This is a genomic window from Micrococcus sp. 63XJN7_6_ISO-PGPR-S23-444 (genome assembly GCF_058072765.1).
Genome location: NZ_CM176516.1, coordinates 1,693,946 through 1,706,327, shown reverse-complemented (window position 1 = coordinate 1,706,327; position 12,382 = coordinate 1,693,946). Strand labels below are relative to the sequence as shown.

13 protein-coding genes are annotated in these 12,382 nt (G+C 76.8%); 8 read left to right on the top strand and 5 right to left on the bottom strand.

Going from position 1 to position 12,382, the window contains the following annotated elements:
• Positions 1-8: 8 nt before the first annotated feature.
• Positions 9-278 (bottom strand): FmdB family zinc ribbon protein, encoded by a 270-nt coding sequence (locus tag AC3RJ9_RS07765; protein ID WP_061867086.1) that lies wholly within the window; start codon positions 276-278, stop codon positions 9-11.
• A gap of 88 nt (positions 279-366) precedes the next feature.
• The gene (locus AC3RJ9_RS07760) at positions 367-1,032 is read right to left on the bottom strand and encodes a 5-formyltetrahydrofolate cyclo-ligase (RefSeq protein ID WP_231862062.1); all 666 of its coding nucleotides are present in this window, start codon (positions 1,030-1,032) and stop codon (positions 367-369) included.
• Between the two features lie 57 nt (positions 1,033-1,089).
• On the opposite strand from AC3RJ9_RS07760, the gene AC3RJ9_RS07755 reads away from it, so the two are divergent.
• From AC3RJ9_RS07755 to AC3RJ9_RS07745, 3 genes are all read left to right on the top strand, one after another.
• Positions 1,090-1,716, top strand: a complete 627-nt coding sequence (locus AC3RJ9_RS07755) for a GNAT family N-acetyltransferase (protein WP_248086557.1) — start codon at positions 1,090-1,092, stop codon at positions 1,714-1,716.
• Positions 1,717-1,792: 76 nt separating this feature from the next.
• Entirely contained in the window at positions 1,793-2,707 is a 915-nt protein-coding gene (locus AC3RJ9_RS07750; protein ID WP_134377069.1) for a hypothetical protein, read from the top strand.
• A 22-nt stretch (positions 2,708-2,729) separates the two neighbouring features.
• A complete protein-coding gene (locus AC3RJ9_RS07745) occupies positions 2,730-3,965 on the top strand; it encodes a phosphotransferase (protein WP_134377068.1) in 1,236 nt (411 codons plus the stop codon).
• 59 nt (positions 3,966-4,024) lie between these two features.
• On the opposite strand, the gene AC3RJ9_RS07740 is transcribed toward AC3RJ9_RS07745, so the two are convergent.
• Positions 4,025-5,860, bottom strand: coding sequence for a hypothetical protein (locus AC3RJ9_RS07740; RefSeq protein ID WP_488763997.1), 1,836 nt, complete (start codon positions 5,858-5,860; stop codon positions 4,025-4,027).
• Positions 5,861-6,018: 158 nt separating this feature from the next.
• Here AC3RJ9_RS07740 and AC3RJ9_RS07735 point away from each other — a divergent pair, with 158 nt between their 5' ends.
• From AC3RJ9_RS07735 to AC3RJ9_RS07715, 5 genes are all read left to right on the top strand, one after another.
• Positions 6,019-6,495: an NUDIX hydrolase gene (locus tag AC3RJ9_RS07735; RefSeq protein WP_101965826.1), complete on the top strand. Its 477-nt coding sequence runs from the start codon at positions 6,019-6,021 to the stop codon at positions 6,493-6,495.
• Positions 6,492-7,640: a type 2 periplasmic-binding domain-containing protein gene (locus AC3RJ9_RS07730; RefSeq protein WP_489727627.1), complete on the top strand. Its 1,149-nt coding sequence runs from the start codon at positions 6,492-6,494 to the stop codon at positions 7,638-7,640. The genes AC3RJ9_RS07735 and AC3RJ9_RS07730 overlap by 4 nt, the downstream gene beginning before the upstream one ends.
• 83 nt (positions 7,641-7,723) lie before the next feature.
• The gene (locus tag AC3RJ9_RS07725; RefSeq protein WP_159833379.1) at positions 7,724-8,962 is read left to right on the top strand and encodes a pyridoxal phosphate-dependent aminotransferase; all 1,239 of its coding nucleotides are present in this window, start codon (positions 7,724-7,726) and stop codon (positions 8,960-8,962) included.
• Entirely contained in the window at positions 8,955-9,875 is a 921-nt protein-coding gene (locus AC3RJ9_RS07720; protein ID WP_049145656.1) for a PPK2 family polyphosphate kinase, read from the top strand. Before AC3RJ9_RS07725 ends, AC3RJ9_RS07720 begins: the two co-directional genes overlap by 8 nt.
• Positions 9,876-10,003: 128 nt before the next feature.
• Complete coding sequence (locus tag AC3RJ9_RS07715) at positions 10,004-10,588, top strand: type 1 glutamine amidotransferase domain-containing protein (RefSeq protein WP_036383850.1); 585 nt, start codon at positions 10,004-10,006, stop codon at positions 10,586-10,588.
• Positions 10,589-10,733: 145 nt separating this feature from the next.
• Here the strand turns inward: AC3RJ9_RS07715 and AC3RJ9_RS07710 are convergent, their stop codons facing one another.
• Both AC3RJ9_RS07710 and xseA read right to left on the bottom strand, forming a co-directional pair.
• Entirely contained in the window at positions 10,734-11,021 is a 288-nt protein-coding gene (locus AC3RJ9_RS07710) for an exodeoxyribonuclease VII small subunit (RefSeq protein WP_036316619.1), read from the bottom strand.
• On the bottom strand, positions 11,018-12,331 hold the full coding sequence (gene xseA / locus AC3RJ9_RS07705; protein WP_134377064.1) for an exodeoxyribonuclease VII large subunit: 1,314 nt from the start codon (positions 12,329-12,331) through the stop codon (positions 11,018-11,020). The genes AC3RJ9_RS07710 and xseA overlap by 4 nt, the downstream gene beginning before the upstream one ends.
• Positions 12,332-12,382 lie beyond the last annotated feature (51 nt).

Genomic DNA, 12,382 nt, shown 5'->3' with positions numbered 1-12,382 from the left:
CGGCCGGGTCAGTCCGCGGCGGCGGAAGCCGAGGACGACGTCGAGGACGTCGAGGACCCGGCGGCCGAGTCCGAGGTCGATCCGCCGGCCGAGCCGGTGCCGGAGCGCGAGTCGGTCCGGTAGAACCCGGAGCCCTTGAAGCTCACGCCGACCGAGCCGTACTGCTTGCGCAGGACGCCGCCGCACGCGGGGCACTCGGTGAGGGCGTCGTCGGTGAAGGCCTGGACGACGTCGAAGGCGTGGCCGCAGTCCTTGCAGCGGTAGGCGTAGGTGGGCATGCTCAGCTCCAGCTCGCTCGGGGCGCGCCGGGGCGCGCGGTTCTGGGGGGATCCGACCCCCGATGCTACTCCGCGCCGCGGGCCGGGCTCAGACCCAGCGCAGCCCGGCCGCGGTGACGACGCCGTCCACGGGCCGGTCCGTGGGCTCGGCGGGGATGGCGCCCGCCGGCAGCAGCTCGTCCTCGAACACGAGGGCCACGGTCGGCACGCTCCGCGGCAGCTCGGCGAGGAAGCGATCGTAGTAGCCCCCGCCCTGGCCCAGGCGCATCCCGTCCTCGGCCACCGCGAGCGCCGGCATGACCACCGCGGTCGCCGCCGCCAGCGCGTCGGTCCCGAGTCGTTCGCCCACGGGCTCGTCCACGGGGGCGTTCGCCGCGCGCGCCGTTGCGACGTCCGGGTGCCACGGAGCCCAGCTCAGGCGGCGTTCCGGCTCGATCACGGGGACGAGCACCCGCGCCCCCGCGGCCAGCAGGCGGGTGCGCAGCCCACCGGTGTCCGGCTCGGTGGCCATCGGCAGCACGGTGGCCACCACCGGGGCGGTCCCGTCCGCGGTCGCCGCGGCCACGCGCGGACCCAGCCACGCCCACAGGTGCTCGACGGCGGCCGCGGACTCGGCGGCGCGGCGCGCGGGGGAGCGGTCGCGGCGGGCGGTGCGCAGGCGCGCACGCAGGGCGGCCTTGGCGTCCACGACGTCGTCGACGCCGGCGACGGGGCCCGTGGCGGCGGGCTCGGGCACGGGAGGGGGAGTGCGCATGTCCCCATGATGCCCGCCGCACCGGTGCCGCGCCCGGCCGCGCATAGGATCGACGCCATGTCCTGGCAGCGTTCCCCCTGGCCCGTGACCCTGCGGCACAGCACCCTCGCCCTGCGGCCGCTGCGGCGGCGGGACCGGGAGGCGTGGGAGGAGCAGCGGGCGCACAACCGGGAGTGGCTGACGCCGTGGGATGCCACGAGCCCCGTGCCGGGCGCGGGCCCGGCGTCGTTCGGGCAGATGGTCCGCTGGCACGGCCGCCAGGGCCGGGACGGCAGCGCCTACACGTGGGGCATGGTCCTCGACGACGACCGCCCGGACCGGGACCGTCTGGTGGGGCTGCTGTCCCTGGGCGGGATCCAGTACGGCTCGGTGCTCTCCGGCTCGATCGGCTACTGGATCGACCGTCGCCAGGCCGGCCGGGGGCTGACCCCGACGGCCGTGGCCATGGCGACGGACTGGGCGTTCCGCAGCGCCGGTCTGCACCGGGTCGAGGTCAACATCCGCCCGGAGAACGCGGCCAGCCTGCGGGTCGTGGCGAAGCTCGGCCTGCGCGACGAGGGCCTGCGGCGCGCGTACCTGCACGTGGACGGCGCCTGGCGGGACCACCGGACGTTCGCGGTGACCGCCGAGGAGGTCCCCGACGGCCTGCTGGCCCGGTGGCTGGCCACCCGGCCGCGCCCCTGAACGGCCGACGGGACACGCCGCGTGCGGACACGCCCCGATGGCCGGACTGGTCCGCCCCCGGCGCTAGGCTGACCGCATGGACGAGACCACCGCGCCGACAAGGGCCGTGCAGGCCGCGCTCGACGCGCTGGCCGACGCCCGGGTGAGCGCGTCGCTGGTCATCGTGGCCCTCGTGGCCTTCCTGGCCTGGCGGCTCGTGCTGCGCCGCCATCGTCTCGCGTCCGCCCCCGCCCGCCCGTCGATGCCGAGGTCCTTCATGCACCGCCTGCAGAGCTCGCCCGCCGTCCGTGCCCTGACCGCCCGGTTCTCGGGCCGCCTGGGCGCCGCCGCCGACGCGGCGCGCGCCGCCCGCGGCCGGACCGGCCTGCACATCCGGTGGGGGCGCACGGCGCTGTTCCTCGCCGCCCTCGTGGCCCTGCTCGTGTTCCTCGTGGCCGGGCTGGCCGCCGCGTTCGGCGCGGGCACGCTCGCCCTGGCAGGCTGGTCGCTCCTGTTCGCCGTGGCCGGGCTGGCCGGCCTGCGGGCCCTCGCGGTCCGCGACCGCACCCGTCGCGCCCGGCCCGCCGCCGCCGTCGTCGTCCCGGAGTGCCCCACCGCCCCGGCGGCCGAGGAGCGGCAGGCCCCGCCCGCGGACCCCGAGCGGGACCGCCGCGTGCTGGAGACCGTGCTGGCCTTCGAGACCGAGGCGCCGCGTCCGGCCGCCGCGCCCGCCGCGCCCCGGGTCGAGCCCGTGGTGGTGACCGCCTCCGCCGCCGCCCCCGCAGCGGACCGTGCGGTGACCATCCCCACGGTGCCGCGCCCCACCTACCTGGACGCTCCGGAGATGGCCCGCCCCCTGCCGGCGCCGCTCGAGGCCCCCGCCCCCACCGGCGCGGACGCCCGGCTCCAGGACGCCGCGCGCACGGCGGACGATCAGATCAGCGCCGCCGCCGAGCAGGACATCGCCGCCCTGGACCTGGACAACGTCCTGGCGCGGCGCCGGGCCTGCTGAGCCCCGCCGGGCGGGAGCGCCCGTGAGCATCGACCGAGCCGCCGCGCGCCAGGCCGTCCGCGCGTCGGGCCAGCGCTGGCTGCGCACCCGAGCCGACGCCCTGCACCTGCAGCGGGGACGTCGGCTCGCGCGGGTCCTGGACCTGGACGTGATGACCGGACGCGCCGGCGAGGCTCGCGTGCGATCCCGCACCCTCGTCCTCGCCCGCGACCCCCGACACCTCGCCGCCCCTGCCGCGGCGTGCCCGCCCGTCCCGGGCGAGCGCGGGATCCTGGAGGACGGCACCCTGTGGTGGTGGGCCCCCGCCGACCCCGTCCTGCCGGGCCTCACGCTGACCGCCGATCCGGACGCGCTCGCGGCCCTGATCGGCACGGCGCCGGGCCGGGCCCGCCTCACGTGGCGCGGCTACCGGCCGCGGGACCGGGCGGTCCTGGCCGTCGAGGCGACCGGCGACGACGGCGTCGTGGGCCGCACGTTCCTGAAGGTGCTCCCGCCCGCGCGCGCCGCACGGGTTGCCCGGCGCATGGCCGCGGCGGGGGCGGCCGGGGTGCCGGTGCCCGCCGTCCTCGCGGCGCCGGAGCGCGGGGTGCTCCCGCTCGCGAGCGTGCCGGGCCTGCCCTGGCGGGCGTTGCTGGCCGGGCCCGAGGCCGCCGCGCTCGACCCCGCGCGGGTCGCCGCGCTGCTGGACCGGCTGCCGCCGGTGCCCGAGGAGCCCCCCGGCCCGGCCAGCCCCACGGCCGGGGCGGCCGGGGGCGCCGACGCGGACGACGGCGGACCCGCCGTCCTGCTCGAGCACGCCACGTGGGCCGCCGTCGTGCTGGACCCCGAGGCCCAGGACGAGGCCGCCGCCCGGGCGGACCGGATCCGCGCGGCGCTCGCGGCCGGGGACCCCGGCCCGCGCGTGCCCGTGCACGGCGACCTGCACCCGGGGAACCTGCACGTGGACGCCGCGGGGGAGCGGATCACCGGCGTGCTGGACGCCGACGACCTGGGCACGGGACACCGCGTGGACGACTGGGCCGTCCTGATCGCCCATCTCGAGGCGGGCGCCGCGGACCTCGGCGCCGGCGGCGCCGCGCTGCGCGCCGTGGCCGCACGGTTTCGGCGCCACGCCCGCAGCGAGGTCGACGAGGTGGCGCTGGCCGCCCGCGTCGCGACCGTGCTCGCCGCCCTCGCGGCGCAGCCGACCGCACCCCGCGCGGTGCGGTCCGCCCGCCGTGCCGCCGCCGACGCTGCCCTGGCCCGCGTCGGCCTCTGACCCGCGACGGCGGCCGCCGCAGTCGGGCCGGGCCGCCGGGCCGCCGCCTCGAGCGGCGGTCAGTCCGCGCCGAGCCCCTCGCGGAGCGCGTCGAGCTCGTCCCGGACGCGCGCGGCGCCGTCGTGGTCCCCGAGGGCGGACAGGCACTGGTGCAGGCCCGTGAGCGCGCCGAGGCGCACGAGCGTGGAGTCGGTGGAGTCGCACACCAGGCGGAAGAGCGTCGCGGCCTGCTCGGGGCTGCCGTCCTCGGCCACCACGTAGGCGGCGAAGAGCTCGGCCTGCGCGGCGCCCTCGCGGTCCCCGGCGGCGGTGAACAGGTCGGCGGCCTGCAGCGCGGTGGCGATCGCCTCCGGCCCCCGCTCGAGCGACCACAGGGCCCGGGCGCGGGTGTCCGTGTAGTCGGCCACCTGCCAGTCGGCGCCGGCGTACCGCACGAGGGCGAGCGCCTCCTCGAGGAGGTCGAGGCCCTCCGCCTGGCCGGACTCGCACAGCAGGTACCCGTGCGCGTGCAGCGCGGCCGGCAGTACCGCCGGGTCCTCGTCCACCGCCTGGCGCGCGGCCGCGACCGCCCGCTCGAACAGGTCGAGGGCGGAGGGCCGGGTGCGTTCGTCGCGCTCGCGGTTCACGAGGGCGCCGGCGGCCAGGAGCGTGCGCGCGGCGTCCTCCCACTGGCCGTGGGCCTCGAACAGGCCGGCCGCCTCCCGCCACAGGGGCAGCGCGTTCTCGGCGCGGTCCTGGTCGTGGTGGGCGTGGCCGAGGTCCACGAGGGCGCGGGCCTGCTCGACGTCCCGGCCGTGGGTGGCCTCGCGGCGCACCAACCGGGCGAGCAGGGGCTCGGCCTCGTCGGCGCGGCCGGCGAGCACGAGCTGGTGCGCCCACCAGTAGCTCAGGCTCGAGGCCTCCGGCGCCTCGGCCTTCTCCGCGTGCACGGAGGCCAGCTCCCACGCGGCCACGGCGACCTCCTCGTACCCGTCGAGGTCGCCGGCCACGCGCCCGGCCAGGGCCGCCGCGGAGGCCGCGCCGCGCCGCAGACCGACCGAGGCCATCCGCTCCGCCGCCTCGAGCGCCAGGTCGAGGGCCGCCGTCGGACGGTCCAGCTCATGGGCGGCGATCGCCCGCACCGTGGTGGCGGAGGCCAGGACGGCCCGGGCGGCGGGCAGCGCGGTGACGACGGCGGCCGCCGCGTCCGCCTCGGCGTGCTCGCCCCGCCACAGGTGCAGGCGGGCGAGCAGCAGGTGCGCGCTGGACCACGAGCCGGTGGGCAGCAGGGCACCGGCCGCGCGCAGCCCGCCCAGGACGGCGATGACGCGGCGGGCCAGCTCGAGCGCGGCGTCCAGGTCCCCGGTGTGCACGCGGTGCACGGCCAGGGCCAGGGCGGCCTCGGGCAGGACGGTGTCCCCGGGGTCCTCGCCGGGAGCGCCCGGCTCGTCCTCCACGACGCCGGCCAGCACCGCCGCCTCGACCGTGTCCGGATCGCGCACGAGGGCGGCGCCGAGCTGGGACTCGAGCCCGGCCTGCCGGGGCCGGCCGAGGTGGCGCAGCAGCGCCGCCCGGGCCTCCACCCAGCGGGTCAGGGCGGCCTCGTCCCCGACCTGGCCCGCGGCGACGGCGAGCGCCCGCAGCAGGGCGAGGCGGACGTCGTCCTGGCCGGGCACGAGCGCGGCCAGGCCGGAGTCGGCGAGGCGGGCGGACTCCCGGGGCTCGTCGCGCAGCGCGGCCTCGAGGGAGAGCTCCCACCAGCCGCGGGCGTCCAGGGCCGTCGGGGCGTCGGGCGCCGCGGTGACGCGGGCCTGCCGGAGCAGGGCGTGCACCCGGTCCAGGGCGGCGTCGACGGCCGGCTCCACGGGGCCGCCTGAGGGGTCGTCCCGGCGGGGCGGGTCCTGCGGGGTGTCCACGGGCGCTGCTCCTTCCGGGGGTGGGACGGGTGGTCCTCCAGCCTAGGGCGCGGGTCGGTGGACCGTGCCGCTGTTCGCGGTGGGCGGTGCTCGTAGACTGGCCGGGCCCCGGCGTCGCCCGCCGCGGGCCGTCCCACTGCCGCCAGGAGTCCGCAGCCATGAGCACCACCCCCGCCGCCCCGGACGCCGCCGGAGCACACCCCGCCGGCCCGTTCCAGACGCGCGCCGGCGCCTACGCCCTGATCGTGGACGGCGGCCGCGTCCTGCTCAGCTCGTGGCAGGGGCCCGAGTTCCTGCAGTGGACGCTGCCCGGCGGCGGCATCGAGCTCGGCGAGAGCCCGGAGGAGGCGTGCCTGCGCGAGGTGTGGGAGGAGACCGGCCACACCGCCGAGCTCACGGGCCTGCTGGGCGTCACGACCGGGACGATCCCGGTGGAGAAGCGCCTGCGGGGCGAGCCGCTGCCCCTGCTCACCGTGCAGGTCCTCTACACCGCCCGCATCACGGGCGGCGTCCTGCGCCCTGAGGTCGGCGGATCCTCGACGGACGCACGCTGGTTCGACCTCGCGGAGCTCAGCGGGCTGCGCACCGCCTCCTGGGTCACCGAGGCGCTCGCCCGTGCCGGGGTGGCCACGTGAGCCGCCCCGCCCACCGCCGCCCGACGGCCCTCGCCGCCTCCGCCCTCGCGCTGTCGCTGGCGCTGGGGGCGTGCGCGCGGCAGGCGGACGCCCCGCCGACGCCCTCCGCGTCAGGCGCACCGATCACGGTCGTGCACGGCGGCGAGGGCCTGGAGGCCGCCGTCGCGGCGGTCCTGGCCCGTCACCTGCGCCTGCACGGCCACGCCGTGGGGGACGAGGACGGCGTCGCCGTGGAGCAGCCCGCGTGGTCCGCCGCCGGCGGGGACACGGTCGCCGTCGTGGACACCCTGGCCCTGGCCGCCGCGGCCGACCCCGCAGCGGCGCTGCCGTCCCCGCCGACGCCGACGTCGACCCCGTCGTCGACGCCGACCGGGACGGAGGCCGGCACGTCCGCGGACGCCGTGCCCACCCCCTCGGCCACCGCCTCGACCGCCGCCCCGAGCCCCACCGCGCTGCCCGTCGGCGACCCCGCGGCCGACGCCCCGGCGGCCGGGCGCGTCCTGGAGACGCTGCTCTCCGAGGAGACGGCCGCGGCGGGGACACCGCAGGACGAGGCCCCGGCGGTGCTGTCCTCGTCGGCGGGCGTGCTGCGCCTGACCGCGGTCGTCACCCAGACCACCGCGGCCCGGCTCGAGCTCGAGTCGATCACGGACCTCAACGGCCGGTGCGAGTCGCTCACCGCCGTCGCACCCCCGACCCTGACCGCCGCGGCGGACCCGGAGGCAGACGCGGCCCTGCGCACCCGCCTGGACCGGCTCGCCGGCTGCCGGCCCGAGACCTGGCTGGCCGACACCGAGGACCCGACCGCCGCCGTCGTCGCGGACGAGGCCCAGGTCGCGCTGCTGACCGGGACGGATCCGGAGATCGACGCGAACACGCTCATCCCGCTCGAGGACGACGGCCGCGTGCTCCCGGAGGGGCGCCTGACCGCCGTCGGCTCCGCCCCGACGCTGGACGACGACGCCGAACGGCGCATCGCCGAGGTGATGTCCGCCCTCGACGGCGACGGCCTGCGCGAGCTCGAACGGCTCACCACGGGCGACGACCCGCTTCCGGTCGCCGAGGCCGCGCAGTACTGGCTGGTGGACCACGGCCTGGAGGACGCGCCCGAGGACTGGTTCGTGCCCCGCGGCTCCTGGTTCTGAGCCCGCACGGGGGAGGGGTGCCGGCCCGCGTCGCACGACCGCGACTGTGATGCACACCGCCCGGGGGGTGCCATGATGGGGGCATGCCGACCCCGCATCCCCGCCAGATCCGCCAGTCCGCCAAGCTGCTGAACGTCCGCTACGACGTGCGCGGCCCCATTCTGGAGGAGGCGCAGCGGATGGAGGCCGCGGGCCACCGGATCATGAGGCTGAACATCGGCAATCCGGCCCCGTTCGGCTTCGAGGCGCCGGACGCCGTCCTGGCGGCGATGCACCAGCACCTACCGCACGCGCAGGGCTACTCGGACTCCAAGGGCATCTACTCGGCGCGCACCGCCGTCTCGCAGTACTACGAGTCCCGGGGCATCCGGGACATCGGCGTGGACGACGTGTTCATCGGCAACGGCGTGTCCGAGATGATCACGATGGTCCTGCAGGCCCTGGTCGACGACGGCGACGAGATCCTCGTCCCCTCGCCCGACTACCCGCTGTGGACCGGCGCCACCACCCTGGCCGGGGGCCGGGCGGTGCACTACCGCTGCGTCGAGGAGGAGGGCTGGGAGCCCGATCTCGAGCACATCGAGTCCCTCATCACGGAGCGCACCAAGGGCATCGTCCTGATCAACCCGAACAACCCCACCGGCGCGGTCTACTCCCGCGCCGTGCTGCAGGGCATCGTGGACGTGGCCCGCCGCCACAACCTCGTCCTCATGGCGGACGAGATCTACGAGAAGATCACCTACGACGGCGCCCGGCACATCAACGCCGCCGGCCTGTCCGACGACGTGCTCACCTTGACGTTCTCCGGCCTGTCCAAGGCGTACCGGGTGGCGGGCTACCGCTCCGGCTGGGTGGCCGTGTCCGGGCCGAAGCACCGGGCCGCCGACTTCCTCGAGGGCCTGACCCTGCTGGCCAACATGCGGATGTGCGCCAACGTGCCGGCGCAGCACGCCATCCAGGTGGCACTGGGCGGCTACCAGTCCATCAACGACCTCGTCCTGCCCGGCGGTCGACTGCTCGAGCAGCGCAACCTCGCCCAGGACCGCCTGAACGCCATCCCCGGCGTGTCCGTGCAGCCGGCTCACGGCGCCCTCTACCTGTTCCCGCGGCTGGACCCGGAGGTCTACGCGATCGACGACGACGAGGCGTTCGTCATCGAGCTGCTGCGGGCGAAGAAGATCCTCGTCTCGCACGGCGGGGCGTTCAACTACCCGCACAGCGACCACTTCCGGCTCGTCACGCTGCCCAGCGTGAAGGACCTGAGCGTGGCCCTGGACCGCCTCGAGGACTTCCTCGAGGACTGGAGGGAGCGCCATGGCTGACACCCCGGCCACCGCGGCGGGCCGGCCCGCCCGCGCCACCGACGACGACGGCGTCTTCGACGCCCCCGCGCGGGAGCTGTTCGCCGCCCGCCGCGGGGACGAGGTCCGGGGCCCGGCCGACGTCGACGCCGCCGCGACGCCCGGCTACGGCGGGGACAAGGCGAAGGGCAAGAAGGACCTGGCCGCGCGCGGCCGGGCGCTCGCCGACCTGCAGGAGCTGCTGTTCGCCCAGTCGGTGCGCGACGCGCCCGTGGGAGAGGTGCCGTCCCTGCTGGTGATCCTGCAGGGCATGGACACCGCCGGCAAGGGCGGGATCATGCGCCACGTGATCGGGGCGATGGACCCGCAGGGCGTCCACCTGCACGCGTTCAAGGTGCCGACCCCGGAGGAGCGCGCCCACGACTTCCTGTGGCGCATCCGACCGCATCTGCCGCGGCCCGGCCTGGTCTCCGTGTTCGACCGCTCGCACTACGAGGACGTGCTCGTGCACCGCGTGCGCGGGCTCTCCCCGCTGGCCGAGGTGGAGGAGCGCTACGGGGCGATCCGCGAGTTCGAGGCGGCCGTGCGCGCCGCGGGGACGCGGATCGTCAAGGTGATGCTGCGGATCTCGCCGGAGGAGCAGGCCGAGCGCCTGCTGGCCCGCCTGGACGACCCCACGAAGCACTGGAAGTTCAGCGAGGGCGACCTCGACGACCGCGCGTACTGGGACCAGTACACGGACGCGTACCGGATCGCGATCGAGCGGACGGACACCGAGGACGCGCCGTGGTTCATCGTGCCGGCGGACCGCAAGTGGTTCGCGCGGCTGGCGGTGCAGCAGCTGATCATCGAGACCCTGCAGGGGATGGGGCTGGACTGGCCGGAGGCCGACTTCGACGTCGCGGCGGCCCGCCGTCGCCTGCTGGCGGGCTGAGCGCCGCCGTCGTCGCGGTGGGCGGTGCAGTGGTGGTCGGACCTTGCCAAGCCCGGGGCCGCGGTGAGTGGATGGAGGAACACCGGGCGCCGCAGAGGCGCGCCGGACCCGATCCGAAAGGTGCACTCATGACTGAGAACGCTGTCCAGAACGCCCCGCTGTCCGGCAAGACCGTCGCGTTCCTCGCGACCGACGGTGTCGAGCAGGTCGAGCTGACCTCCCCGTGGGAGGCCGTGATCGCCGCGGGTGCGACCCCCGTGCTCGTCTCCCCGAAGTCCGGCACCATCACCGCGATGAAGTCCGACTGGGAGCACGGCGAGTCCTTCGAGGTGAACACCACGGTGAAGGACGCCAAGGCCGAGGACTTCCACGGCCTCGTGATGCCGGGCGGCACCCTGAACGCGGACGCCCTGCGCATCGACACGGACGCCCAGGCATTCGTGCGTGCCTTCTTCGAGCAGCACAAGCCGGTGGCGGCCATCTGCCACGCCCCGTGGACCCTGATCGAGGCCGGCGTCGTGGACGGCCGCCGTCTGACCAGCTACGCGTCCCTGGAGTCTGACCTGAAGAACGCGGGCGCCCAGTGGGTGGACGAGGAGGTCGTCGTGGACAGCGGGCTGACCACCTCGCGCACCCCGGACGACCTCGACGCCTTCAACGCCAAGCTCGTGGAGGAGCTGGGCGAGGGCAAGCACGAGGACCAGACCGCCTGACCGACGTCGGGAGCAAGCCGCGTGGGCGGGGGCCGTTGGCCCCCGCCCCCGCCGTTTCTCGAACGAAAGCGCCGCGGAGGCCGCCGTTTCTCGAACGAAAGCGCCGCGGAGGCCGCCGTTTCCCGAACGAAAGTGGGGGGCGGGATCAGTCGGCGTCGGGGGCGGCCTCGCCGCGCACCTGGTCGAGGCGGGCGCGGGCGCCGTCGAGCCAGGCCTGGCAGCGGTCGGCCAGCGCCTCCCCGCGCTCCCACAGGGCCAGGGACTCCTCGAGGCCGGCGCCACCGGCCTCCAGCCTCCCCACGGTCTCCACCAGCTCGGCGCGCGCCTGCTCGTAGCTCATGCGGGCCACGTCCGAGACGTCCGCGGAGGTGAAGCCCTCCACACCGCTGGGGCGGCCCGCGTCCTGCGTCTGCTCCATGCCCTGTTCACTCATGCCTGTCGTGTCCTCTCGTGGGATGGGGTCGGGGTGGTCCGATGCGTCGCGACGACGTCCGCGGCGATCCGCCCGGCCGCCACGAGGATGTCGAGCCGGTCGTCCGGGGCGACCTGGTCCGCGTCGCGCACGACCTGCCCGGCGTGCTGGACCACGGCGTAGCCGCGGTCGAGAGTGCGCTGCGGGGACAGGGCGCGGACGCGGGCGCGCAGCTGCGTGAGGGCGTCCTCCTCGCGGACGAGCCGGTGGCCCAGGGCGGACCGGCCGCGCTCGCGCCACCGGTCCGTCTCCTCCTGCCGCGTGTCCACCATCACGTGCGGGCGGGCCAGCACGGGCCGGGAGCGCAGGGCCGCGAGCCCCTCGGCCTCGGCGTGCACGCGGCGCTCGACGGCCGAGGCCAGCCGCAGGCGCGCGTCGGCGAGCCCGGCGGCCTCCTGGGCCGCGTCCGGGACGATCCGTTTGGCCGCGTCCGTGGGCGTGGAGGCGCGCAGGTCGGCGACGTCGTCGAGGACCGGGCGGTCCGCCTCGTGGCCGATCGCCGAGACGACGGGCGTGCGCGCCGCCGCCACGGCGCGCACCAGTGCCTCGTCCGAGAAGGGGAGCACGACCTCCTCGAGCGCGCCGCCGCCGCGGGCGATGACGATGACGTCCACGGCCGGGTCGGCGTCGAGCTCGGCGAGCGCGGCGGCCACCTGTCGAGGGGCCTCGGCGCCCTGCACGGCGACCTCGCGGATCTCGAACTCGGCGGCGGGCCAGCGCAGCAGGGTGTTGCGCAGCACGTCCTGCTTCGCGTCCGAGTCGCGGCCGGTGATGAGCCCGATCCGGTGGGGGAGCAGGGGCAGGGGCCGTTTGCGCGCGGGGGAGGTCAGCCCCTCCTCGGCGAGGGCCCGGCGCAGCAGCTCCACGCGGGCCAGCAGATCGCCGAGGCCGACCGGGCGCATCTCCTGCACGTTCATGGACAGGCGCCCGGCCTTGAGCCAGAAGTTCGGCTTCACGCGCGCCACCACGCGGGAGCCCTGCTGGACGGTCCCGTCCAGGGTCATGGCGACGTTCCGCCAGGCGGTGAGCGGCAGGGAGACCTCCTCCTCGAGGTCCCGCATGGTCATGTAGACGTTGCCGCGGTTGTTCTTGAACTCGATGAGCTGGCCCTCGATCCACGTGGCGGGGGCACGCTCGATGTGGGCCTTGAGGTTCTCGGAGAGCCGGCGCAGGGGCCACGGCCGCTCAGCGGAGGTCTCGCCCGCGCGGGCGGGTGCCGAGACGGGCACGTCCGACGTCGCCGAGGCGCCCTCGGTCACGGGCTGGTCCATCCGGGTCCCTCCTGTCCGCGCCCGGTCCGCCCGGGCACGGGCCCACCGTAC